At 65.4% G+C, this 22,762-nt stretch carries 23 protein-coding genes and 1 tRNA gene; 16 read left to right on the top strand and 8 right to left on the bottom strand.

Going from position 1 to position 22,762, the window contains the following annotated elements; genetic code table 11:
- Nucleotides 1–122: 122 nt before the first annotated feature.
- From ftsZ to NDI89_RS02050, 3 genes are all read right to left on the bottom strand, one after another.
- Entirely contained in the window at nt 123–1,313 is a 1,191-nt protein-coding gene (gene ftsZ, locus NDI89_RS02060) for a cell division protein FtsZ (protein ID WP_226004018.1), read from the bottom strand.
- A 2-nt stretch (nt 1,314–1,315) separates the two neighbouring features.
- Nucleotides 1,316–1,495: a ribbon-helix-helix domain-containing protein gene (locus NDI89_RS02055; RefSeq protein WP_226004019.1), complete on the bottom strand. Its 180-nt coding sequence runs from the start codon at nt 1,493–1,495 to the stop codon at nt 1,316–1,318.
- A gap of 196 nt (nt 1,496–1,691) precedes the next feature.
- Complete coding sequence (locus NDI89_RS02050) at nt 1,692–2,321, bottom strand: double zinc ribbon domain-containing protein (protein ID WP_277519837.1); 630 nt, start codon at nt 2,319–2,321, stop codon at nt 1,692–1,694.
- Nucleotides 2,322–2,446: 125 nt separating this feature from the next.
- On the opposite strand from NDI89_RS02050, the gene NDI89_RS02045 reads away from it, so the two are divergent.
- Both NDI89_RS02045 and NDI89_RS02040 read left to right on the top strand, forming a co-directional pair.
- A tRNA-Tyr gene (locus tag NDI89_RS02045) sits at nt 2,447–2,520 on the top strand.
- 281 nt (nt 2,521–2,801) lie between these two features.
- Nucleotides 2,802–3,134 (top strand): hypothetical protein, encoded by a 333-nt coding sequence (locus NDI89_RS02040; protein WP_277519836.1) that lies wholly within the window; start codon nt 2,802–2,804, stop codon nt 3,132–3,134.
- 375 nt (nt 3,135–3,509) lie between these two features.
- On the opposite strand, the gene NDI89_RS02035 is transcribed toward NDI89_RS02040, so the two are convergent.
- The 3 genes from NDI89_RS02035 to NDI89_RS02025 form a co-directional block, all read right to left on the bottom strand.
- Nucleotides 3,510–3,719 carry a cold-shock protein gene (locus NDI89_RS02035; RefSeq protein ID WP_226004026.1) on the bottom strand — a complete coding sequence of 70 codons (210 nt, stop codon included), beginning with the start codon at nt 3,717–3,719 and terminating at the stop codon, nt 3,510–3,512.
- A gap of 181 nt (nt 3,720–3,900) precedes the next feature.
- Complete coding sequence (locus NDI89_RS02030) at nt 3,901–5,079, bottom strand: inorganic phosphate transporter (protein WP_277519835.1); 1,179 nt, start codon at nt 5,077–5,079, stop codon at nt 3,901–3,903.
- Between the two features lie 149 nt (nt 5,080–5,228).
- Nucleotides 5,229–5,606, bottom strand: a complete 378-nt coding sequence (locus NDI89_RS02025) for a hypothetical protein (RefSeq protein ID WP_277519834.1) — start codon at nt 5,604–5,606, stop codon at nt 5,229–5,231.
- 498 nt (nt 5,607–6,104) lie between these two features.
- Here NDI89_RS02025 and NDI89_RS02020 point away from each other — a divergent pair, with 498 nt between their 5' ends.
- The 10 genes from NDI89_RS02020 (at nt 6,105) to NDI89_RS01975 (ending at nt 17,377) form a co-directional block, all read left to right on the top strand.
- A complete protein-coding gene (locus NDI89_RS02020; protein WP_277519833.1) occupies nt 6,105–6,866 on the top strand; it encodes an ABC transporter ATP-binding protein in 762 nt (253 codons plus the stop codon).
- The gene (locus NDI89_RS02015) at nt 6,856–8,139 is read left to right on the top strand and encodes an ABC transporter permease (protein ID WP_277519832.1); all 1,284 of its coding nucleotides are present in this window, start codon (nt 6,856–6,858) and stop codon (nt 8,137–8,139) included. Before NDI89_RS02020 ends, NDI89_RS02015 begins: the two co-directional genes overlap by 11 nt.
- Nucleotides 8,136–9,368, top strand: a complete 1,233-nt coding sequence (locus NDI89_RS02010) for an ABC transporter permease (protein WP_277519831.1) — start codon at nt 8,136–8,138, stop codon at nt 9,366–9,368. Before NDI89_RS02015 ends, NDI89_RS02010 begins: the two co-directional genes overlap by 4 nt.
- 127 nt (nt 9,369–9,495) lie before the next feature.
- Nucleotides 9,496–10,068, top strand: coding sequence for a hypothetical protein (locus NDI89_RS02005; RefSeq protein ID WP_277519830.1), 573 nt, complete (start codon nt 9,496–9,498; stop codon nt 10,066–10,068).
- Between the two features lie 68 nt (nt 10,069–10,136).
- On the top strand, nt 10,137–12,977 hold the full coding sequence (locus tag NDI89_RS02000; RefSeq protein ID WP_277519829.1) for a DEAD/DEAH box helicase: 2,841 nt from the start codon (nt 10,137–10,139) through the stop codon (nt 12,975–12,977).
- Nucleotides 12,978–13,111: 134 nt separating this feature from the next.
- Nucleotides 13,112–15,139: a PAS domain-containing sensor histidine kinase gene (locus NDI89_RS01995; protein ID WP_277519828.1), complete on the top strand. Its 2,028-nt coding sequence runs from the start codon at nt 13,112–13,114 to the stop codon at nt 15,137–15,139.
- Between the two features lie 54 nt (nt 15,140–15,193).
- Nucleotides 15,194–15,973: a protein sorting system archaetidylserine decarboxylase gene (locus tag NDI89_RS01990; protein WP_277519827.1), complete on the top strand. Its 780-nt coding sequence runs from the start codon at nt 15,194–15,196 to the stop codon at nt 15,971–15,973.
- Nucleotides 15,974–16,602: 629 nt separating this feature from the next.
- Nucleotides 16,603–16,794 carry a hypothetical protein gene (locus NDI89_RS01985; RefSeq protein WP_277519826.1) on the top strand — a complete coding sequence of 64 codons (192 nt, stop codon included), beginning with the start codon at nt 16,603–16,605 and terminating at the stop codon, nt 16,792–16,794.
- Nucleotides 16,794–16,934 carry a hypothetical protein gene (locus NDI89_RS01980; protein ID WP_277519825.1) on the top strand — a complete coding sequence of 47 codons (141 nt, stop codon included), beginning with the start codon at nt 16,794–16,796 and terminating at the stop codon, nt 16,932–16,934. The genes NDI89_RS01985 and NDI89_RS01980 overlap by 1 nt, the downstream gene beginning before the upstream one ends.
- A 167-nt stretch (nt 16,935–17,101) precedes the next feature.
- Nucleotides 17,102–17,377, top strand: a complete 276-nt coding sequence (locus NDI89_RS01975) for a DUF8028 family protein (protein ID WP_277519824.1) — start codon at nt 17,102–17,104, stop codon at nt 17,375–17,377.
- A 3-nt stretch (nt 17,378–17,380) separates the two neighbouring features.
- On the opposite strand, the gene NDI89_RS01970 is transcribed toward NDI89_RS01975, so the two are convergent.
- Both NDI89_RS01970 and NDI89_RS01965 read right to left on the bottom strand, forming a co-directional pair.
- The gene (locus NDI89_RS01970) at nt 17,381–18,307 is read right to left on the bottom strand and encodes a DMT family transporter (protein ID WP_277519822.1); all 927 of its coding nucleotides are present in this window, start codon (nt 18,305–18,307) and stop codon (nt 17,381–17,383) included.
- Nucleotides 18,308–18,458: 151 nt separating this feature from the next.
- On the bottom strand, nt 18,459–18,824 hold the full coding sequence (locus NDI89_RS01965; RefSeq protein ID WP_277519820.1) for a DUF7344 domain-containing protein: 366 nt from the start codon (nt 18,822–18,824) through the stop codon (nt 18,459–18,461).
- A 451-nt stretch (nt 18,825–19,275) separates the two neighbouring features.
- Between NDI89_RS01965 and NDI89_RS01960 the strand changes: the two genes are divergently transcribed.
- From NDI89_RS01960 to NDI89_RS01945, 4 genes are all read left to right on the top strand, one after another.
- Nucleotides 19,276–19,917, top strand: coding sequence for a ribonuclease H family protein (locus NDI89_RS01960; RefSeq protein WP_277519818.1), 642 nt, complete (start codon nt 19,276–19,278; stop codon nt 19,915–19,917).
- A 74-nt stretch (nt 19,918–19,991) separates the two neighbouring features.
- Nucleotides 19,992–20,462, top strand: a complete 471-nt coding sequence (locus tag NDI89_RS01955; protein WP_277519817.1) for a DUF2240 family protein — start codon at nt 19,992–19,994, stop codon at nt 20,460–20,462.
- 120 nt (nt 20,463–20,582) lie between these two features.
- Entirely contained in the window at nt 20,583–20,975 is a 393-nt protein-coding gene (locus NDI89_RS01950) for a DUF7993 family protein (protein ID WP_277520493.1), read from the top strand.
- 244 nt (nt 20,976–21,219) lie between these two features.
- The gene (locus NDI89_RS01945; RefSeq protein ID WP_277519816.1) at nt 21,220–22,563 is read left to right on the top strand and encodes a sulfatase; all 1,344 of its coding nucleotides are present in this window, start codon (nt 21,220–21,222) and stop codon (nt 22,561–22,563) included.
- The last annotated feature ends 199 nt before the right edge of the window (nt 22,564–22,762 follow it).

Raw genomic sequence — 22,762 nt, 5'->3', positions numbered from 1 at the left:
ACGACTATCGGTACGTGCGACGGGAATCGATGAAAAGCGGGACGGCAGGCGGGTACCGATCGAAACGCCAGCGGTGTGTCAACAGTGTGTCCGCGCCGCGATCGATCGCCGTCGCGATCCGATTACCGGATCACGTCGACGCCGTTCTGTTTGTCGACCTCGTTGTGGCCACCGTCGCTCTGTGCGCCGTACTCGGGGGTCGCGTTTTCGACGTTCTTGCTCGCGTCGAACTCGGCGTCGTTGACTCCCTCGATGCTCTGGCGGGACTTGTCGGCCTGCTTCTGGGTCGTCGGTCCGAGCACCTGTGCGCTCTGGACGCCGGTCATGATGGCCATGACCCGCACCTTGCCCTTGTAGCTCTCCTGGATCCGGGCGCCCCAGATGACGTTCGCCGAGGCCTCGAGGCGCTCGGTGATGTTGTCGGCGATGCCCTCGGCCTCTTTCAGCGTGAGGTCGGGTCCGCCGGTGATGTGGACGAGCCCGCCCGACGCACCGCGGTAATCGACGTCGAGTAGCGGGTGATTCATCGCGTCCTTGACGACTTCGTCGGTCTTGTTCGTGTCCTGGGTTTCGCCGACGAGCATCACTGCGACGCCGCCCTGATTCATGATCGTGGACATGTCCGCGTAGTCCAGGTTGATCAGCGACGGCTGGGTGATCGTCTCCGAGATCCCCTTGACGGTCTCGGCGATGATCTGGTCCATCACCGAGAACGCCTTCCCGATCGGCAGATTCGGGACGTAATCGAGCAGTCGGTTGTTGTCCAGCACGATGATCGAGTCGGCCTGCTCGCGCAGCTTCTCGAGCCCTTCCTCGGCTTTCACCGTGCGGGCGCGCTCGACGTTGAACGGCGTCGAGACCATTCCGACGACGATCGCACCCTGTTCTTTCGCGATTTCCGAGACGACGGGGGCAGCACCCGTGCCGGTGCCACCGCCCATCCCGGCGGTCACGAAGACGAGGTCCGCGTCGCCGAGGACCTCTTTGATCGTTCCCTGGGCCATCTCGGTCGCGCGCTCGCCCATCGAGGGGTCGCCGCCGGCACCGAGCCCGTTGGTGAGGGATTTGCCGACGAGGATCTTCGTGTCGGCCTCGATCATCTTGAGGTGTTGCTTGTCCGTGTTGATCGCAACGGTGTCGGCACCGTCGACGCCGATGTTGTACAACCGGTTGATCGTGTTGTTTCCGGCTCCGCCGCAACCGACGATGACGATTCGGGGTTCGCCGAACTCGTCGTCGTCCATCGAGACGTCGCCCATGTCCCGGGACTCTTCCTCCGCGTTCTCTAAGGCGTCCTGAACGATATCCTGCATTGTTACACCTTGGCCCAGTTGCGTTTGCCGGACTGCTCGTTCGGCGCGTCCTGTTGTTCGTTGATCATCTCACGGACGGCCGACCGGATCGCTTCGCTCCGGTTCGGAAACTCGCCCGAGTCGACCAGTTGCTCTACTTCCTCGATCTGCTGTTTCGGGATTCGCAGTGTCACACGCTCCATGGTTTGTATTCCCCGTTGGGTAAGACGGTGGCGCGCCCCTGTCAGACGCGGCGTGTCTTACGACGAAACCGCCCGACATCGGGCGATTTTCCGTCTCGTCGACGGGTGTAAGACAATCCGTCTTACGCGAATAGTGGGATGTCCGGCATAGATAATAAAGCTTTCGTCGGACGTGACTGTCTTCGTCTTACACTGGTCAGTACTGGGAACCGTTCGACTCGAGGACATCTGCTGCGGGCGTTCGACGACCACAGCCCGGACAGAACGACCAGTCGGACCGAATCTCGTCGCCGCAGTCACAGAACAGGCGTCGTGACGCCTTCTCGCCGCAGTTGGGACAGTAGACGTGATCTCCGTTCATGTGGTCGCCACACTGGTTGCACTGCACACCGCCCTCGCTCGCCGCGTCCGCCGGTCCCTGCGACTGTCTCGGCCCCTGGTGTCCGTCACTTGTCTCACGCGCGTGACCGCTGTCGACCCGAACCTGTTCCTCCGACTGGGTCGTCGCCCCCTCGAGCGAGATCGTGACGTTGACGTCCTGTGGATCGCGCGCCGGGCTCGAGCCGTGCGCACGCGAGCGCGCACCGTCGAGTCCGAGCTCCCGAAGACGGGTCGCGATCCGCTCGTCGACCCGTTCGCGAACCAGTTCGTCGATCACGCCCTCGTCGTCACGTTCCGTATCCGACCCCGAGGCACCGCTCTGGGCCATATCTCCGTCCTCGAGATAGGAGCGAAGCGCCTCGCGCATCGCTTCGCTCTTGGAGATCTCGAGCCCCTCGAGTTGCTCGACGAGGTCGTCGTCGGCGCGGAACGTGATCTTGCTCATGGGCGAGTTACCCCGTTGTTGTTACGCCTCCTTTATCAATCATTCTGCCGTTCGTAGTTATTGACACGTCAGTGTCGTCTCGAATAATAACCCTTATGTGCACCACGGCGGCTACGTTTGAGTGCCCGCCCTTAGCTCAGACTGGTAGAGCAGTCGACTGTAGATCGACTTGCCCCCCGTTCAAATCGGGGAGGGCGGACTCCTTCTCGTGTCGAAGTACGGCTGACCTTGAATAGACCGCCGTCTTTCGATTTCACCCGATCTGAGACGGCGCAAAATTTGGATTGGAACTCGATACAAAACGGCGGTCCGCGCCCGCTTGCGGATTCTGTAGCAGAGATATCCATAGGGGGTGGGCCGCGTGAACCGGCATTGTCCTCACTGCGGTGGCCGCATGGTCACCGAGATATCAGCCGGCGGTATCCCCCGCCGAGTCTGTGTAAACGGACCACACGACGTTCAGGAGGTGTCTCGAGGCCGATGAGCACCTTCCCGGAGCCTACCGACGGTGAGTCCGTCGACTTCCTCGAGGAACGCGACGACGAAACTCAGTCGTGGACTCGAGCAGATCCACGCGAGGCGCTGATCGAATCGTTCGGGCGGTTGGGTGACGAGGTGACGCTCGGAGACGGCGTGGACGTCCAAAACTGTGCGCTCGGCCCCGAGGACGACGAGTACCTCGGTCGCTACGAGTGCAACGGTTGGCAGTATCACGACGGAGATGGCCTCTCTCTACACGCTTCGGAACTCCTGTTCCAATCACAGTTTCAGATGTTGAATCAATCGCTGGAGGTGTGTCAGACAGGTGTATGATGCATCAGACGACCGGCGAGCTATTCGAGGGAGAGCGACGTGATCGTGTGCTCGAACGAGTACGGGATGAACGGACCGTTGACGGTCGCGTACGGTAGGAACGGGATGTGGAGACAGCGTCACAGCACGACGCGAGCGCACACTCCTCGCTCTCCGTAAGACATTCCGCCATCGTCGTCGACCGGGTGACCGTTCGTGATTCGGTGATCACGGTGAACTCGTTCGAACGGCGACCATCTCGCCGTCGCGGATTCGGAGTTTCGGAGGGAGCCCCTCGGGCCGAAAGAGCGAGTGCAGAGTATACGAACAGCACGGCTAGATGCGTGGGTGTGTAAAAAACAAAGTCGGTAGTCGTCGCCGTGAGCGACGGATGTGTTACTCTTGACGGACGACGTTCGCCGCGCGAGGCCCCTTCGGTGAGGACTCGATATCGAACTCGACCTCCGTCCCTTCCGTCAGATCCTCGCCGCCGACGTCCTCCATGTGGAAGAAGACGTCCTCGTCGTCGTCGAGATCGCCGTCGTCAGTCGAAATGAAACCGTAGCCGCCTGTGTCGTTGAAGAAATCAACTTTACCGTGTGCCATTACAAACGAACGTAGATCCGGATGCGGGATAACCCTTCCGAAATCCGAGTTGCGACCACTGTTTTCGGCCATTCGGACACGCACTTACCGCGAGTATCTTGCGGGTACGAGGGTCCAGCGGACGTGGGATCTCGCATTCACGCACCGATCTCGAGCGGTGTCTCGTCGCTCGCCATCGCGGTCAGATGCCGAAGACGGGAACGAACCGGAAGGTCAGGTACGCACCCCCCGTCGCGATCACCGGGACGACGTTCTGCATCAGGACGACTCGAGCGGTCGTCGCCGGATCGAACAGATCCGCTGCGCTCGGGATGTCGGCGGGGGTCTCTTCGCCGATCGGCGGAATCGATTCGCCCTCCTCGTCGGCGGTCAGTGCGCCGACCGACACCGGTGTCCGTTCGTCGCCGCGCACGGCTTCCGAGACCGTGATCGGGCGAGTCGCGCGACCCCATCCGAGGCCGATGATGGACATCGTCGCGATGATGACGAAGCTCGCTGGAATACCGATGAACGACAGGAACGTGACGAGCGTGGCGCTCACGGTCGCGACGACGATGGCGGCCGTCAGTGGGAGCTCGGTGAGGTCGTTTCCCATCGTCTCGAGGGTGCGTCGGGCGATGGTGAACGTCCCGATACCGACCGCGAGACAGCCGATGATGATTGCGGGGTTCATCTCGAGCGCGCCGCTACCGACCAGCGGGGCGATCGCGTTGGCGATGTTCGAGGTGCCGGAACTGAACGCCATCACACAGCCGATCACGATGACGGTCGCCACGCCGCCGAGTTCGCGCCGGGTCGTGGTCTGACTCGGAACGGGCAGCGGGACGAGCCCGGAGCGGTCGAGTTCGATCAGGGGACCCTCGCTCCGAACCATCGCGACCCGCCGGTTGAGGAACGCGTAGAAGTACCGGCCGATGATCAGCGAGACCCAGAAGCCGATGAAGGGGGCGACGATCCACCAGATGGCGATTTCGCCCATCACGGCCAAGTTCAGTTCCCCGCCCGCGAGCGCGAGTCCCGCAATCGCGCCGACGGCGGTCATCGACGTCGATGCCGGAACCCCGAAGAAGTTGCCGACGAACAGCGCCAGCCCGATGAAAAAGAGGACGCCGATACTGGCTTCCAGCGTGAAGATGCCCGGATCGGCGACCAGATCCCTCCCGAGCGTGTCGACGACGCGGCGGCCGATCGTCCACGCGCCGACGAAGAAGAAGACGGTCATCAGTGCCCCAGCGCTCGACTTGGATAGTGCGTTGGCACCGACCGCGGGGCCGAACGCCGGTCCCGTCGTGGCGCCGCCGATGTTGTACCCGACGAAGATCGCGACGAAGACGCCGACGAAAAGCAGCACCGTGACCATACTATCTACTCGCTGACGTAGGATGGTGAGGCCCATAAGACTGTGCCCCCCGGATCGTCGTGACAACCGTTCGCGGCGCTTCCGCGAACCGGTAGCGGCTGTTCGATGCGAATGCGATCGTGACGGGTGCACGACTCGGCGACGTCGGTTCAGGGATCGGACCGACCGTGCGCGTCGCCGTCGGCGGTGTCTTCGATGAGTTCCTCGACCTCGTCTTCGCGCGGCCGTCGGTCGACCCGTTTCTCGACCGTTTCCACGTGCTCTCGTACCGGTTCCACCTGCTTCCTGACGGTTTCCTCGATCGTCTGCTCGACCGTCTCTTCGACCGTTTCCTCGACGGCCGTCGTCATCCAGTCCGGATCGAACCGAGCCATCTTCCAGACGACGTGGAGCGCGTAAGAGACCAATACGCCGAACCCGAACGCGAGGCCGATCTCGGTCCCGGCGTACACGATCAGGACGATAGAGACGAAGATCAACACCCCGTACGCGAGGTCGATCGCGGCGTCGACGTAGCGTGGATTCATGGGCGGGAAATCGGGCCGGCGTCGGCCGCGGCCGAGTCCGGTTCTGGAGACCGGGATATCGGCCTCCGTTCGATCCGCTCGATCGAGGTCGCGTGTACCGCCATCTCGTTGTTCGTCTTCGAGGTGCCCGTGGAAATCGTTTGGGTCAGTAACGGCTGCGTTTCAGGACTGCTGGTCCTCAGCGGCGTCTTCGTCTCGAGTCCGATTCGGCGAGCCGGTCGCCGACTCGGACACGGTGGCGAGACGACGTGATCGGTCGCTAACGTGTACGCGCCCGTTTCAGTGCCGGTTCAGCGCACAACGCGTCCCTACCGTAGCGGTGCCCCCTCGAACGCTCGAAGGAGGTTCGACGGGAGGGACAGTCGCTGACTCCACACTATCGCCGTCGACTGTGGTTCGATCCTGATCGCGGGAAACCGATTAGCAGTCGTCTGAGTGGGGTAACCGGGTCGAAACAATGAGTCGGTGTGGCGTTCGATCGGAGTGAGACCGTTGGGGATGTTCAACCACACAGTACGCGGTTCGCGATCGCCGGTGCGGGATCGGGCGGGTGAACGCGAATCGACGACGGCCGTTCGTCTCGACGGGGTAACCCACGAATACGGAGCGAGCGGCGGCCGACTCCGCTCGAGCGACGAGCGGACGGTGACCGCGCTTCGAGACGTCTCCATCGAGGTCCCGATGGGGACGACGGTCGGGCTCGAGGGGCCGAGCGGAAGCGGGAAGTCGACGGTGTTACACGCGGTCGCGGGGCTGCTCGTCCCGACGGCCGGCAGGGTCGAACTGCGAGGGACCGACATCGCGGCGCTGTCGGACGCGGAACGGACGCGGGTGCGGCGACACCACATCGGAATCGTGTTCCAGCGGTTCCATCTGTTGCCGTCGCTGTCCGCGCGTGCGAACGTCGCGTTGCCGCTCGTCCAGTCCGGTCTCCCGCGATCGGACCGGCGAGAGCGGGCGACGAACCTGCTGCACGACGTCGGCCTCGGGGATCGCAGTACGCACCGCCCCGGCGAGCTCAGCGGCGGCGAACGACAGCGGGTCGCGATCGCACGGGCGCTGGCGACGGACCCGGACGTGATCGTCGCCGACGAGCCGACGGGCGAGCTCGACACGGCGACCGGGACGGCGGTCCTCGAGTTATTGACCGACATCGGACGCGATCGGGCGGTGGTGGTCGCGTCGCACGACGAGGCGACCCTCGACGTCGCGGATCGCGTGATCACGCTGTGTGACGGACGGGTGGACGATGTCAGATGAGGGCGACGAACTGCCCGACGACGTCGGTTCGGGCCGACGGGCGCGCTGGCGGGGCATCGTCGGACTGACGCTCTCCAGATGGTGGCGGCGAGCGACGCGAACGACGGTGAGCCGAATCGCGTCGACGATCGCCGCCGTCGCGCTGACGATCGCGCTGCTGGTCGTCGTGACGGGGATCGCACTGGCGCTCGCCGGCGGCGGCGTAGCGAATCAGGACGACGCCGACGTCCGTATTACGCCCGAGGAGGGCGGCACGCTCTCGTCCGTCGACGGAGTCGAGGGACCGCGCCTCGGCGCGACCAACGATCAGGCCGCGACGATTCGGTCGCACGACGGCGTCGAACACGCGTCGCCGGTGTTGCTCGAGACGGGACAGCTCGAGTCCTCGGACGGCGAGCCCCGAACCGTCCGTCTGGTCGGTGTCGTTCCGGACGACGAGTCGCGGACCGTCGCCGGCCTGTCGACGGCCGATCTCGAGTCGGGCGACCCCCACTACGCGAACGGGTCGTACAGCGGTCCACGGACCGGTGAAATCGTGCTCTCGTCGACCGCGGCGGAGCGACTCGGTGCGTCTCCGGGCGACGAGCTCGCGGTCTCGACGGGTCCGGGCGGGCGGACGAGTAGCGCCGCTCCCTCGGTGCGGGTGACGGCCGTCGCGGACGAGGGGGCGAGCGGCTCCGACGCGCCGATCGCGCTCGTCCACCTGAGCGAGCTCCAGTCCGTGTCGGGTGCCGACGACGGGCAACTCGCCGATCGGGTGCTCGTCTGGGGCGAATCCCGGGCGGCCCAGTCGGCCGCTACCGATGCGTATCCGGCCGCCGCAGTCGAGGTCGCCGGGGAGACCGATCCGTCGTCGCTGTTCGACGACGGGCTGGCGTTCGCGACGAGCGTGCTCGCCCTGCTGGTCGGCGTGACGATCTGTGCGTCGTTCGTCGCGACGACCATGGGGATGACCGTCGACGAGGACCGTCGGATGCTCGCCGTCCTCGAGTCGGTCGGCTTTCCGACCTACAGCCGGCTCGCCGTCGTCGCAGTGTCGACGGTGATCACGACGCTGGTGGGATCGGTCGCGGGGATCGGCCTCGGGATGGTCGGGATCGTCGGTGTCAATACGATCGCCGGCGGGACCGTCGCCCCGGGAGCGGTCGCCCACTTCCATCCGCTGTTCGCGCCGTACGCGATCGCCGTCGCGCTCTTCTCGGGACTGGTCGCCGTTCCGTACCCGCTGGCCGTCGCCGCGCGAACGTCCGTCCTCGAGGAGGTGAACCGATGACGATGCGTGAGATCGCGATTCGAACGCGCGCGGTCGTCGGCGTCGCCGTCGCACAGCTCCGGCGGTCGCCCGGCCGAACCGCGATGACCGTCCTCGCGGTCGCGCTGGCCGTGCTCTCGGTGACGGTGCTCGCGAGTCTCGGCGTCGGCGTCGTCGAGAAGGGAGAACGGGGATTAGACAGGGCCGACCGGGACATCTGGATCTCGAGCGACCCGGTCGATCCGGCCGCGAGCGGGACCGAAAACCCGATCGTGGGTGCACACGCCAAGTCCACGGCGATCACCGCGCGGGACGACATTCAGAGCGCCTCCCCGATCGCGATGTACGACGTCTACGTCGGCCCGAACGAATCGGCCCTGGAACGCAGGCCCGCAGTCGGCGTTCAGGAGACCCACGACGGGTTCGACTTTCGGGAGGGACGGGGGTTCCAGGTCGACGCGGAGACCGCTGCCACACCGCCGCCCGAGGAGCCGGAGATGAACGAGATCGTACTCGATCCGCGAGTCGCCGACGGACTGAACGTCTCCGTCGGTGATACGATCCACGTCGGAGCCAGCAGACGGACGGCACTGACACACGAGTTCACCGTCGTCGGGATCTCCGACTATTACTCGCAGTATCTCGGGTCGCCGACGGTGACGGTGCCACTGGGCGACCTGCAGGCCGTCGCCGGCACGTCGGGTACCGACCGGGCGACGTTCATCACCGCCGACGTGACGGACGACGCCGATCGGGCCGTCGTCGCGAGCGAGTTGCGCGAGGAGTACCCCGAATACGACGTCAGAACCCGCGACGAACAGGTTTCCTCGATGATCGAGGAGCGAACGATCGTCCTCGCCAGCGGGGCCACGCTGGTCGGCCTCGCGGTCGTCGGCGGCGTCGTCCTGACCGCGAACCTGTTCGCGCTCGTGGCCCGCCAACAGCGCGAGCAACTCGCGGCGCTCCGGGCCATCGGCCTCTCTCGGCCGCTCCTCGCGGGAACGATCGGTTCGCAGGGCCTCGCCATCGGCCTGCTCGGCGGCCTCGTCGGCCTCGCCGCGACGCCCGCGGTCGTGTTCGCCCTCAACGGGTTCGCGGCGTCCGTCCTCGGCTTCGAGCGGCTGCTCCGGACGACCCCCGCGGTCTATCTCGGCGGGTTCGCGCTCGCGCTCGTCGTCGGAACCGCCGTCGCGATCGTCGCCGGCTGGCGAGCCGGCCGCTACGCCCGCATCGAACACCTCGAGATCTAGCGCGCGACGGGCGAGCGTCGCCGCCGCTCGAGAGACGGACCGAGTCGTATTCCGGCACCGTTTCGGTCGATTCGTGCCGGCCTGAGCACCCCGAACCCACTTCCCACCTGAGCGCGTACGGCTAGCAATGAGAGTCCGAACACCAGCCGGCGATCGAGCGCGTTCGGCGTCCGAAACGGGATCCGCGGCCGACGGTTCGTCCGGGTGGCATCTCGTCAGACACCTCCTCGGGGCAGTCGGGGTTCTCGTGGTTACCTACCTCGTTATGCGAGTACTCGGTCCGCGGGACGACGTCCCCATCCAGTCCGTCGACGAGGTTCGGGCCGAAATGGGAGACATCGTTCCCGACGACGTTCAGAGTCTGGCTGCGGACGCCGTTCCCGACGACCGATCGATCGATACGATTCGGAATCGAACCGGTGGTGCCGTCCCGACCGATATCAGGGACCTCACCGACGCGATCGAGGGCGACGACGAAAGCGAGAGTACTGGACTCGACGAGGCGGCACCCAACGCCGAATACGCCGACGACCGATCGGACCACGAGATCGCAGAGCGCACCGAGCCCGACGTTCGAGAGGAACCGCCAGCACCGGGGGAGATGACGGTCGACGAAGACCTCGCGGAGGACCTCACCGACGCCGATACCGAGACGCTGGACGAATCCGACGACGAGACCGACGCCGAGTCCGAGGAGTGAGCCGAGCCCCCGCGCCGAAGACAGCGGAAACGTGGCCCTTATCCGCCGTTCGTCCCTAGCGCGTTCAGATGACTGACGGGGACGTCGCGGCGTTTACGCACCTCGGCTCGACGGTTCGAGGCGCGCTCTCCGAACGCGGGTTCTCCCAGCCGACGGCACCGCAGCGACTGGCGATTCCGCCGCTGTCGGCCGGCGAGAACACGCTCGTGATCGCGCCCACCGGGAGCGGCAAGACCGAGACGGCGATGTTGCCCGTCTTCGACCATCTCGTGGCAGGTGACGGCCCCCCGGAGGGGTTCGGCGCGCTCTACGTCACCCCGCTGCGAGCGCTCAACCGCGACATGCGCGAGCGCCTCGAGTGGTGGGGCGACTATCTCGATCTCGAGGTCGACGTCCGCCACGGCGATACGACCCAGTACCAGCGCGGGAAGCAGGCCGAAGACCCCCCGGACGTGCTGGTCACGACGCCCGAAACCCTCCAAGCGATGCTCACGGGCGAGCGGCTGCGCGAGGCCCTTGCGGACGTGTCTCACGTCGTGATCGACGAGGTCCACGAACTCGCGGCATCGAAGCGGGGAGCACAGCTTGCGATCGGCCTCGAGCGACTCCACGACCTCGCCGGGCGATTCCAGCGGATCGGCCTCTCGGCGACCGTGGGCGATCCCGGGGAGGTGGGGCAGTTCCTCACGGGCGGTCGCCCCTGCGAGATCCGGGAGATCGACGTGGGGAGCAACGTCGACGTGACGGTCCGCGAGCCCGAGATCACGGACGAAGACGAGCGGTTGGCCGGCGAACTCATGACCGAGGCGGATACGGCCAGTCACGTCCGGCTGATCCGGGACTTGGTAGAACGAAACGAATCGACGCTGATATTCGTCAATACCCGGCAGACGGCGGAGGCGCTCGGATCGCGGTTCAAGGAACTCGGTCTCCCCATCGGCGTCCACCACGGCTCGCTCTCGAAGGAGGCCCGGATCGACGTCGAGGACCGGTTCAAGGCCGGCGAAATCGACGGACTGCTGTGTACGTCCTCGATGGAGCTCGGGATCGACGTCGGACAGGTCGATCACGTGATCCAGTACAAGAGTCCCCGACAGGTCACCCGACTCCTCCAGCGGATCGGTCGCGCGGGCCACCGGCAGGACGAGGTCTCGAGCGGCACGATCGTGACGACCCGTCCCGACGACACCTTCGAGGCGCTGGCGATCGCTCGCCGGGCCCGCGACGGCGAGGTCGAGCCCGCGGCGATCCACGAGGGCAGTCTGGACGTGGTCGCGAATCAGTTGCCGGCGATCGTCCAGAGTCGCGGTGATACGTACGTCGACGACGCAGTCGAGACCGTGACGCGGTCGTACCCGTTCCGAAACGTGCCGGAGGGGACGATCCGCGAGATCATCTCCGAACTCGACCGGAATCGGATCCTGTGGTTCGACGAGGGCGAGGACCGCATCGAGACCACCGGCGGTACCTGGCAGTACGTCTACGCCAACCTCTCGATGATCCCCGACGAGGAGACCTACGAGGTCCACGACATCGCCTCGGGGGGCCAGATCGGGACCCTGGACGAACGGTTCGTCGTGAACTTCGCCCAGCCGGGCGAGGTGTTCATCCAGCGCGGCGAGATGTGGCGGATCGCCGAGATCGACGACGAGGAGGCCCGAGTCAAAGTCAGCCCGATCGAGGACCCCGCCGGCGAGGTGCCGTCGTGGATCGGCCAGGAGATCCCCGTCCCCGCCGCGGTCGCGGGCGAGGTCGGCGAGATCCGCGCCGTCGCGGAACCGCAACTCGAGACGGGGGCCGACGCCGCCGCGGTCGGGCGGGAACTCGCGCACCGGTATCCGTCTGACGAGTACACGCTGACCGAGGCCTGCACGCAACTCGAGGACCAGATCGACAGCGAGTCGCCGATGCCGACGGCCGATCGGCTGGTGCTCGAGCGTCAGGGGCGGACGATCGTGCTCAACGCACCCTTCGGCCACACGGCGAACGAGACGCTCGGTCGGATCCTCTCCGCGCTGCTGGGCCAGCGCGCGGGGTCGTCGGTCGGGCTCGAGACCGATCCCTACCGGATCGAACTCGAGGTGCCGAACTCGATCGCGACCAGCGAGGTGATCGAGGTGCTCGAGGAGACCGATCCCGACCACGTCGAGGCGATCGTCGAACTCGGGCTCAAGCGCTCGGACGCGCTCGCGTTCCGGCTCGCGCAGGTCTCCGCGAAGTTCGGCGCGCTCAAGCGGTGGCAGAATCAGGGGTCGGGCCGCATCTCGAACGACCGGTTGCTGTCGGCGCTCGAGGACACGCCGATGTACGAGGAAGCGATCCGGGAGGTGTTCCACGAGGACCTCGATATCGAGCGCGCGAGTTCGGTGCTCGAGGGGGTACAGTCGGGCGCGCTCGAGCTGGTGACCCATCGCGGGCGAACGCCGGTCGGGCTGGGCGGTCGGTCGTCGGGCGGGAAGGAGCTGCTCGCTCCCGAGAACGCCGACGCGAGCGTCATCAAGACGGTCCGGGAGCGGATACAGAACGACCGGGTCATCCTGTGCTGTACGCACTGCACGGAGTGGAAAGTGAAGACGAAAGTCAAGCGAGTCCGCGACCAGCCGGAGTGTCCGGAGTGCGGCTCGACCCGGATCGCGTCGCTGAACCCGTGGGCCGACGAGGTCGTCCGGGCCGTCAGGGCCCAGGAGAAAGACGACGAACAACGGGAGATGACCGAACGCGCCTTCCGGGCCGCGAGCCTCGTCCAGAGCCACGGCAAGCGGGCCGTGATCGCGATGGCCGCCCGCGGCGTCGGTCCGCACAACGCCGCCCGGATCATCAACAAGCTCCGGGAGGACGAAGACGAGTTCTACCGGGATATTCTCTCGAAAGAACGCGAGTACGCGCGGACGCAATCGTTCTGGGACTGACGAGACCGGTTGCGGTCGGCGAACGGCGATGACGTTCCGAACCGGTCCCTCAAGCCTTTGAGCGGCTAATTGCAAGAAAACGGACTTCTCGGCCAGTCACAGCCCTTATTTACGCTACCACCGAAGCCACGACGATGAAACGAGGTCCGCCAACCGACCCGTCCGCCACCGAGGACGGGGACTCCCCCGGTCCGGTCCCCTGCGGGACGGGAGGACTGCTCGAGGCGGCCGACGTCGCGTGTTTTCGAGCGACGGGGGCCGGGTCGATCGTCGCGGCCAACGACGCGTTCGCCCAGTTGACGGGGTACGCCCCGGCCGACCTCCGCGAGCGGTCGCTCGACGCGCTGTTCGACGACGCGACACTCGGGTCGCTTCTCCGGAACGTCGAGCGGGACTCGCCGACGTCGGAACCGGTCTCGGTCCGGACGAAGACTGACAGCGTCCCCTGTACCGTCCACCTCGAGCGACGGTCCCGGGACGACACCGACGGGGGGCCGTCGATCACCGGTATCGTCCGCCGTCGAGACGTGACGACCCGGTCGGCGGTGGGGTCCGAGTCGGATATCACGTACGGCCGGACCTTCGAGGCGCTCGCCGACGCGCTCCCGGACGGCATCATCGTCCTCGATACGAACAGCGACGTTCAGTACGCCAATCCCGCCGTCGAGCGCATCCTCGGCTACGACCCGGACGAACTCGTCGGCTCGAGCAAGGTCGAGATCATTCCGGAGCGCCTGCGCCAGACCCACCTCTCGGCGCTCCAGCGGTACCTCGAGACCGGCGAGCGACACATCAACTGGACCTACGTCGAACTCCCGGGCCAGCACACCGACGGGCACGAGGTTCCGCTCGGCGTCTCGCTGAACGACTTCACGTACGACGGCGACCGCTACTTCGTCGGCCTCTTCCGGGATATCTCCCCGCGAAAGGAGGCCGAACGAACCCTCACGGAGAAGGTCGTGCAGCTCGAATCGGTCTCCTACCTCGGCCGCCACGCCCTCGAGAGTACCGATATCGACGAGTTGCTGGGGAAGGCGTCCGATCTCGTCGCGGCCGCGCTCGACGCGGAGCACGCGGCCGTCTTCGAACACGAGGCGGCGGCCCCCGACCGGGAGGCGCTCCGGCTTCGAGCCGGTTCCGGTCTCGACATCCCGGACGGGGCGACCGCATCCGTGACTGACTCGATCGCCGCTGCTACGCTGGCGGGCGACGACCCCGTCGTGATCGAGGACTTCGAGTCCGACGATCGGTTCGACGGACCGTCGCTGGTGGACGATCCCGACGTCCGGAGCGGGATCACCGTCACTATCGGACCGGCGACTGATCCGTGGGGCGTCCTCGACGTCTACGACACCCGGCCGCGGGAGTTCGCCGACCACGACGTCGACTTCCTCGAGAGCGTCGCGACGATCCTCGCGACCGCGATCGAACGGCAGGGGTACGAACGCCGGCTCAACGAAACGGTCGCCGAGCTCGAGGCCTCGAACGAGCGGCTCGAGCAGTTCGCCTACGCCGCCTCCCACGACCTGCAGGAGCCCCTGCGGATGGTTTCGAGCTACCTGCAACTGATCGAAGACCGCTACGCGGACGACCTCGACGCGGACGGCCGCGAGTTCATCGACTACGCCGTCGACGGCGCCGAGCGGATGCGCGAGATGATCGACGGCCTGCTCGAGTTCTCCCGGATCGACTCGCAGGGCGACCCCTTCGAACTCGTCGACCTCGACGCCGCCCTCGAGGACGTCCTGACGGATCTCCAGGTGATGATCGACCGATCCGACGCCGAGATCGCGGTGGAACCGTTGCCAGAGGTCCGGGGCGACGCGAGCCAACTGCGCCAGTTGTTCCAGAACCTGCTCTCCAACGCGATCGAGTACAGCGGCGACGAGTCGCCGCGGATCCGCGTCGCCGCCGAGCGGACGGGCGGGGAATGGGAGATTTCGGTCGCGGACGACGGCATCGGCATCGACCCCGACGATCAGGATCGGGTCTTCCAGGTGTTTCAGCGCCTGCACAGCCGCGAGGAGTACGACGGGACCGGAATCGGGCTCGCGATCTGTCGGCGCATCGTCGAGCGCCACGGCGGCCGCATCCGGGTCGACTCCGAACCCGGCGAGGGCACGACGTTCACGTTCACGATTCCGGCCGCTGGTTCGCGGTAGCGGAGTCGATATCGATCCGTAACGGCCATACGATTCGGTCTCGTTACTGCCCCTATGAACTTCGCGCCGGGGGCCTGGAAGTACGCCATTCTTCCCCTGCTCGCTGCCCCGTTCGCCGTGTTCGTCAGCGTCACGGCGAGTCTCATCGCGCTCGCGGCCGGCGTCGGGACCCTCGCCTTCTTCCGCGACCCCGAACGAACCCCGCCGCCGACCGGCGTCGTCTCGCCGGCCGACGGAAACGTCTCCGTCCTCCGGGAGGAGGGCGATCGCGTCCGGCTGGGCGTCTTCATGAACGTCTGGCACGTCCACGTCGTCCGCGCGCCCTTCGAGGGTCGCGTCACCGACGTCGAGCACGTCTCCGGGGCGAACCGCCCCGCCTTCTCGAAGGAGTCCGATCGAAACGAGCGCGTCCACGTCCGCCTCGAGACCGACTCCCCGAACCTGCCCGCCGCCGACGAGGCGGCGACGATCGGGGACGACCGCGAGGAACCGATCGCGGACGGCGACGAGCCGACCGCAGCAGACGGCCCGACCGCCCACCCCGACGAACCGGAGTCCGACGCCGAGGTCACGCTGATCGCCGGCGCGTTCGCCCGCCGCATCCACCCCTACGCCGAGCGCGGCGACGACCTCGAGCGCGGCGAGCGCATCGGCCACATCGCCTTCGGCAGCCGCGTCGACCTGCTCTTCCCGCCCGCTGTGGATATCGACGATATCGCCGTCGAACGGGGCGATTCGATGACCGCCGGGGAGACCGTGGTGCTCGAGTCCGGTGGTGGGCTTGGTAGTGGGTTCGATCTCGAGACCGGGGCCGGCTCCGGGCTCGAAGGGTGACCGAGTAATACCGGCATTCTCCATCCTCTATTCTGGACGCTTTCGGTCGTGTCAAGGCGGAGTCGGGTCACAGTGGCGCGCGCTATGTCGCGGTTCGCCGACGGCGAACCGCGGAACGAAATTGCGCGAGGGATGAGCGAACGCCGATAGGCGTGAGCGTTAGCGCGGGACCGAAGGTCCCGCGAACCATACGAACGGACGCTTCGCGTCCGTGAGTAGAAATCGGCTGGGGAGGGCGTGGCGATTCATTGTTGCCAGCATGAGTAGGGCGCTAATTTCCGTGCGACCACTCCGCAGGTACATTCACACCCATTCGCCAGCACATCGAGTCGGTCAAAACACGGGCTCGATCCGGCCGCTCGAACGATCCGGAGGAATAAATCCACTACCGAAAACAATAGGTATAAGTAACAACGCGATGACGATTAATTCGGAGGCCACGTCTCCAACAGGGGGCGTGCGTAAACGCCCCGGGTGCTGCCACACCCGAGACTGGCTTCCAGATCCCACACAGGGATTCGAAGCCATGATTCCGTACATTCTACCGGGATATAAACGTCCCGCACGACGGCCGAACCGCCAGACACAACCGACCCCGACGCAGATGCCGACCTCGAGGCGCGATCCCCATGCCTGACGACGGCGACCCGGTCGCGGACCGCCTGTCGTCGCGTCCCGACTGTCCGAACTGCGGCGAGCCCGTCAGTATCGTCACCTCGAGCAGGCTATACAGGGGTACTGCCTACCCCTGTGGCTGCTCGGTGAATCCGGTCCTGCTCACGCGGGACCGCGAGGACCGCGGGCCGGAGACGGGGGACTGATGTGCGAGCCTCGAGCCGATGACCCGAAGCGCTGTCCCGACTGCGGTGCAGCGCTCCCGCTCCGCGATCCGCTGATCGGCTGGTGGCTCTGTGACGACTGCGAGGTGGCGGTCGACGAGAACGGCGAGCGGATCGCGTAGTCCGTCCGCAGTCGGCAGCCGCTCATTTGTCTCAATCGACTAACCGTTTTCGCACCTCAATCAGCCCTTCATCGGACCGATTCCGGTGAATTCGATCGAATCGTTGGAAACGGTCGACTCGATATTTGCGGGCTCGGAACCGAGAGTGACTACGTCCGGGCGCTTCCATGGCGAACCCTCCCTCCCTCCCCGACCGCAGGTCCGCCGACTCGAGCCCCTCGAGCGACCGCTCCGACGACGAACACGGCATCCTCGAGCGCACGGCACCGGGTCTCGCGACTCCGATCCGGGCGGCGGGGTTCTGGACGGCGATCGCGCTCCCGATCCTGTATCCGCCGGTGCTCGCGACTGGGCTGTCCTCCTCGCTCGAGGCGACCGCGTTCGTCGTCCTGATCGCCGGCCACCTCCTCGCGTTGTACGTCGGCCACGCACACCGCCAGTGAGGCTCAGTCGCTCGAGCTCCGCGACCGGACGTGCCCGAACTCCTGTCGGATCGCCCGCCGCTTCACGAGGAGGAAGCCGACCGCGATGAGGCCGAAGCCCGCAAGCGTCGCCGTATCGACTGTCTCGCGGAGGTAGAGCCAGCCGACCACCGCGGTGACGACGGGTGCGACGTACGACACCATGTTGATCTCGACGGCCCCCAGCCGATCGAGCAGGTCGAAGTAGATGAGGAATCCGACGGCGCTCGCGCCCAGCGACAGGTAGGCGAGCGCGCCGATCGCCTCGGGAGCGGTCCACGCGGCCGGCTCGAGCGGCTCCCCGAGTGCGAGGCTCACGAGGTGCATCACGAGCGCGCCGCCGAGCATCGACCAGGCTTCCATCGTCTCGATCGGCAGCGAGGCGTCGAGTCGGCGCGTGAGGACGCTCCCCAGCGCGAACGCCGCCGTCGCACAGAAGACGAATCCCTTCGCGACGGCGTCGGTAGTCAGCAGGTTCGAGGGATCGGGCTGGACGATAACGGCGACCCCGAGGAGGCCGACGAAGACGCCGACGACGCCGACCGGCGAGAGCGCGTCGGAGGGAACCAGCAGCCGCGCGAACCCGCTGCTCAACACGGGCGAGAGGCTGACCAGAATCGCCGCTGCCGCCGCCGTCGTGTGTTGCTGTCCGACGAACAGGAAGGCGTGGTAGGCCGCGATTAAGAGCACGGCACCGACGGCGACCTGCGTCCATTCGGCCTGCCCGCGGGGCCGCCAGTGATCGACGGCGTAGACTGCGTAGCCGAACATCAGGACGCCGGCAATATCGTAGCGCAGGGCTGCGAACAGCACCGGCGGGATGTGGGACAGTCCGGCGCTAATCGCGACGAATGCCGAGCCCCACAGCGTTGCGAGCGTCAGGAAGAGGGCGAGATTCCGATAGCGGGTCACAGTGGCTGTCCACCGAGAGATTCCGTATGAATTTCGATTCGAAACGGCGTCCGCACCGACGGCCGTGTCCGGAGTCGGCAGTCGCCTCGATCCTCGCAGTCGAAAAATCGGTCGCCGGGGAGTCGGTTCCGGTCTCGCTCGTCCGGCCGTCTCAGAGCGGGGGTCGCTCGCGGATCTCGGGTTTCTCTTCGGTCTGCCTGAACTGCTCGAGGAGGGGCCTGATATCCTCGAACCCGTCGGCGAGGACGATATCGCCGCTGCGCAGGTCGTACTCGATGATGTCGTAATCGGCGAGTCGGGGCAAGTGGTTGTGGACCAGGGAGACGTACACGCGCTGTCTGACCTCCTTGTCGATCGTCTCGGCACGGGCGTCGAGCTCCCAGGCCGCGACCTGGCTGATCAGGTCCTCGAGGTTCGCGGTCCGGTCGTCCGCGAGCTGGTAGAGCAGAAAGCGTCGCTCGGACTCGGCGAGAAGGGAACAGGCTGCTTCCATCCGACCGGCGTTCGTCTGGTTCATACTTTCTGCAAGCACCCGGTGGTATTACACCTGCTGCCAACACAGATTGGGTCCCGTTCGCCCTCGGTTCGAGAGCGATTTCGAGCACCTCGGCGACGAGGTCTGTGACGGCTCGATTCGGCCGATTTCGGCATTTATATGGGTTCTGGAGACTGTTTCGGACATCGACATACCGACGTCGTTCCCGTGAATCGAGGGTGGCCGCCCGCTCGCCGCACGGGTCGCTCCGCTCTCCGGTTGGCCATCCGAGGCGCGTCGCGCATCGCTCACCTCGCCGTCGCAGTGATAGGCCAGCGAGTGCCTCTCGCCGGCGAGTCCAGTCGCCCGTTCGCAGACGGTCTCGAGTAGCGAGCGAGGGTAGCTACCGGGGTTTCGGAACCCTGAGCACCGTCGCTCACACCACGTGATTTCGCCCGTAAGTTTAAGTTCCTTTCATCACGTACTCCCTTCCATGGCCGCTCACGGCCGGCCCGCACTGCGGGATTTGTTCGACGAGTCGCCCACGCCGCACATCGCCCATCCCCCGCGGACCCATCATCGTGACTTCTACGTCGCTACCGACGGGTCCTTCCGGGGACCGGGCGGTGGGCTGGGCGCCGTCATCGAAACGCGCGACGGCACCCGCGTCGCACGCGTCGCGACCGCGGACACGCCGCCGGACAACAACGTCGCCGAGTATCGGGCGCTCCACCTCGGCCTGGACGTCCTCGCCGCGCGAGCGCCGCGAGACGCCTCCGTCGGCGTCCTCATCGACCACGACACGCTCGCCAGCAACGTCAACAGTGCCATCCTCGCGACGCGCCATCCCGACGGGAAGTCGCCGCGGCCCGTCTCCGTCCCGACCGCGACGCGGTATCACTGGCGCGGGATCCGGGCCCGTCTCAACGGGTTCGACGAGGTGCGGGCCGCCCGTATCGACAGCGATCAAAACCCCGCCCACCCGCTCGCGAACGCGCCGGACCAGTACCGCCACGTCAACCGCGAACCCGACCGCTGTGTCCTCCCCGAGACGCCGGAGCCCAGCGCCGCCGAGTTCCCGCCGCCGTCCCGGGCCGACCGAAACGGCGACGGCGGCGGTCGCGCCTCCGACTGATCGCCGGCCGACCGCCCCGACCGCACCGTCCGGAACCGCCATCGTTTTTTCACCGCTCGAGGAAGTCGTCTCCGATGAGCCTTCGCGTCGCGGTCGCCGCCCCGTTCATCCAGAACGGGACCCGCCACCTCAAGGAAAACGAGTTTGTCGTCGCCCTCTCGCTCGACCGGGACTGGTTCTCCCCCGATCAGGCCAAACGGCTGATCGACATCGCCACGCAGGAGGGACTCCTCGAGCGCGAGGACGACGGGCTCGCGGTCGCGTTCGACCCCTCGGAGGTGACGGTCCCCGAGGAGTTCGTCCCCGACGAGGACCTCCTGCAGGAACGGTCCGCGTTCGAACGGGTCCTCGATTCGCTGGTCGCCGAGGGGATGGAGAAACACGAGGCCGTCGGCGCGATCAACACGCTCCAGCAGGAACTCGGCCTGACCATCGAGGCCGCTGCAGTGGTCTACGCCCGCCGGCGGGGAGTCGACGTCGAGGACCTCGTTCCGATCGCCCGCTCGGCCGTGCTCGACACCGAAGACGGTTCTAGTAGTCGTTGAAACGATTTACGCACCGCTCGCACTCGAGCGGCCAGCACCGTTCGTGTTGGCCGCTGATTCGCGACCGGGAGTGCAATGACTTTCAACGACTACTATAGTCTCGCACCCCGACCACCGAGCATGGTCGAGGACCGGATCACCGACGGTCGCCGGATCGCCGAACTCCTCTCGAGCGAGATCGACGGCCGCGAGGACGGTGAACTCACACATTTCGCCGTGACGAACGCCGATCGCGACGTCGAACCGACGGCCGACGGTGCTCGCGCTTACGACGTGACTCGCCACGACGAGCGGATCGCTCGCGTCTTCATTCACGAAGAGCGGGCACACCTCGAGTTCGAGACGGGCCAGGACGCGGCGGCCGAGGCGGCATCGGACACGGATCTCCGAATGCGACCGAAGGCGACAGCGCCCCCGAAGACGCTCGTTTTCGTCGAAAGCGGCGCCGAGGTCAAGCAGGCGACGGACGTGGTACAGCAGGTGAGTCGGCGGCTCGAGAAAGCTGACGAATAGCACTGTACACACCTGGTTGAGAGGTTCAATAGCGGTGGCACGCGCCAAACGCGGTTCGTCATTGGCGAACGTTAATTCTCTCAATGATATCGGTCGATGGCAATAACTCTCTCAAATCTTGTCCCGCCGCGGGTATCGTTGTTGAACGGGTACGTATACTACCGTTCATGTCTTCTATTCAGATGGTTCGATCCCCTATTCAAAACACAAAAAGACTAACTAGTTTATCGCAAATCCGTACGCTATGAGTAACTCGAACGAATTGCCACCAGTTGACGAACTCGATAACGTTATTCTTCTTTCCGCAGACTCACTTCGGGCTGATCGCGTCCACTCGAGTCGTAACGGGGTGCCATTAACACCGAACATAGACGAACTGGCGGAAGACGCCCTCGAGTTTCAACCGGGTATCGCTTCGGGCCCTTCGACACAAGACTCCATTCCGTCGATGCTCACGGGAAGGTATCCCTCCGAGTTCGACGAGTATGGCTTACCGAGTGCCGGAACACCGCCTCTCACGATCGCAGAGGAACTCTCGAACCGCGGGTTTTCCACCGGTGGGCTGAGTCAGAACAACTTCACAGCGCGACGGTACAATATCGACCGGGGATTCGAGTACTACGACGACGTGAGTACGGAGGCGCGAAAAGAGAACGATCGTGGTGTGTGGCGGCTATACGTCCGTGATTTGATCGAGGACACCCCGCTGATGCAGGCGGCCTTACGCGCGAATAAGCTATCCATGGAGCATCTTGGACGGAGCCTTTTCCACCGGGACGAGGGGGGTGAAATCATCACCGATCGAGCGATCGATTGGTTGGCCGAGACGGATGGACCGCAGTTTCTGTGGGTTCATTACATGGATACTCACCACCCGTATCTATCGCCAACGCACATCCAACAACAGTACGGCCGCGTGTTCTCCAAGAAGAAAATCAAACAGCTCTCACAGAAAGCCAGGAATTCCCAGGACGAGATAACGGACGAAGATATCCCCGACATGGAGTACGTGTACGACTGCACTGTTCGACATGTAGACGACCAGATCGGTCGTATTATCGACTATCTCCGTGCGGAGGGCGAGTACGAAAATTCGCTCATCATCGTGACCGGGGATCACGGCGAAGGCTTTGGGGAATTCGGTAAGTTCGGACACGCAGACGAGTTGTGGGACACGCTCATCGCGGTTCCGCTTATCGTTCGTCACCCTGACGGACCGTCGCAAACGGTCGACGGCCAAGTTCCCCTCCGACTGTTGCGAGACTCGATCGTGGACGGGACGGGCTTCTTCGAACTCACCGATGGCGGCTCCGACTACATCTACACGGAGGCACCTGATTACCGAGATGATCTCCAGGGCGTCCGTGGAACGGAATACAAACTGATCGACAGCGGAGGCGAGCGCATCGCGACTCGTTTAGTCGATGGCGATGAAGAAATCATTCCCGTCGACGAGATTCCGGATTCCGAACGCGAACGGTTAGAGGCCGAGCTGGATCGTGAGTTCGAAACTATTCGGGTCGCATCAGACGTCGGACGGCGCGAATTCCGCGAGGATCTGGCCGCGCTTGGCTATCTCGACGAATAGTCGGTTTCCTTTGCTACCTTTCTGCAGGCGGGGCGCTGTAGTGTTTTGCTGACACATCATCGTGTACGCCTCCAACACCCATCAGTTATAAAAAACGAGCGGCGCTGTATCCCCTCTCTGCTCGCTTCGCTCGCTGAGGAAGGGAGCTTACGCCACGATTCAGCTAAACGGCGCGTCGGAACGGTTCGACGTTCCTATT

It is taken from the genome of Natrinema salsiterrestre, from assembly GCF_029502005.1.
GTDB lineage: Archaea > Halobacteriota > Halobacteria > Halobacteriales > Natrialbaceae > Natrinema > Natrinema salsiterrestre.
This window is presented reverse-complemented; position numbering and strand designations above follow the sequence as displayed.

Excerpts from the sequence above, each read along its gene's own strand:
- NDI89_RS01965 (WP_277519820.1), bottom strand. The coding sequence starts at position 18,824 with ATGAACCAGACGAACGCCGGTCGGATGGAAGCAGCCTGTTCCCTTCTC.
- NDI89_RS01975 (WP_277519824.1), top strand. The coding sequence starts at position 17,102 with ATGGCGAACCCTCCCTCCCTCCCCGACCGCAGGTCCGCCGACTCGAGC.
- NDI89_RS01985 (WP_277519826.1), top strand. The coding sequence starts at position 16,603 with ATGCCTGACGACGGCGACCCGGTCGCGGACCGCCTGTCGTCGCGTCCC.
- NDI89_RS01945 (WP_277519816.1), top strand. The coding sequence starts at position 21,220 with ATGAGTAACTCGAACGAATTGCCACCAGTTGACGAACTCGATAACGTT.
- NDI89_RS02050 (WP_277519837.1), bottom strand. The coding sequence starts at position 2,321 with ATGAGCAAGATCACGTTCCGCGCCGACGACGACCTCGTCGAGCAACTC.
- ftsZ (WP_226004018.1), bottom strand. The coding sequence starts at position 1,313 with ATGCAGGATATCGTTCAGGACGCCTTAGAGAACGCGGAGGAAGAGTCC.
- NDI89_RS01990 (WP_277519827.1), top strand. The coding sequence starts at position 15,194 with ATGAACTTCGCGCCGGGGGCCTGGAAGTACGCCATTCTTCCCCTGCTC.
- NDI89_RS01955 (WP_277519817.1), top strand. The coding sequence starts at position 19,992 with ATGAGCCTTCGCGTCGCGGTCGCCGCCCCGTTCATCCAGAACGGGACC.
- NDI89_RS02040 (WP_277519836.1), top strand. The coding sequence starts at position 2,802 with ATGAGCACCTTCCCGGAGCCTACCGACGGTGAGTCCGTCGACTTCCTC.
- NDI89_RS01960 (WP_277519818.1), top strand. The coding sequence starts at position 19,276 with ATGGCCGCTCACGGCCGGCCCGCACTGCGGGATTTGTTCGACGAGTCG.
- NDI89_RS02030 (WP_277519835.1), bottom strand. The coding sequence starts at position 5,079 with ATGGTCACGGTGCTGCTTTTCGTCGGCGTCTTCGTCGCGATCTTCGTC.
- NDI89_RS02000 (WP_277519829.1), top strand. The coding sequence starts at position 10,137 with ATGACTGACGGGGACGTCGCGGCGTTTACGCACCTCGGCTCGACGGTT.
- NDI89_RS02035 (WP_226004026.1), bottom strand. The coding sequence starts at position 3,719 with ATGGCACACGGTAAAGTTGATTTCTTCAACGACACAGGCGGCTACGGT.
- NDI89_RS02015 (WP_277519832.1), top strand. The coding sequence starts at position 6,856 with ATGTCAGATGAGGGCGACGAACTGCCCGACGACGTCGGTTCGGGCCGA.
- NDI89_RS01950 (WP_277520493.1), top strand. The coding sequence starts at position 20,583 with ATGGTCGAGGACCGGATCACCGACGGTCGCCGGATCGCCGAACTCCTC.
- NDI89_RS02055 (WP_226004019.1), bottom strand. The coding sequence starts at position 1,495 with ATGGAGCGTGTGACACTGCGAATCCCGAAACAGCAGATCGAGGAAGTA.
- NDI89_RS02025 (WP_277519834.1), bottom strand. The coding sequence starts at position 5,606 with ATGAATCCACGCTACGTCGACGCCGCGATCGACCTCGCGTACGGGGTG.
- NDI89_RS01995 (WP_277519828.1), top strand. The coding sequence starts at position 13,112 with ATGAAACGAGGTCCGCCAACCGACCCGTCCGCCACCGAGGACGGGGAC.
- NDI89_RS02010 (WP_277519831.1), top strand. The coding sequence starts at position 8,136 with ATGACGATGCGTGAGATCGCGATTCGAACGCGCGCGGTCGTCGGCGTC.
- NDI89_RS02005 (WP_277519830.1), top strand. The coding sequence starts at position 9,496 with ATGAGAGTCCGAACACCAGCCGGCGATCGAGCGCGTTCGGCGTCCGAA.
- NDI89_RS01980 (WP_277519825.1), top strand. The coding sequence starts at position 16,794 with ATGTGCGAGCCTCGAGCCGATGACCCGAAGCGCTGTCCCGACTGCGGT.
- NDI89_RS02020 (WP_277519833.1), top strand. The coding sequence starts at position 6,105 with ATGTTCAACCACACAGTACGCGGTTCGCGATCGCCGGTGCGGGATCGG.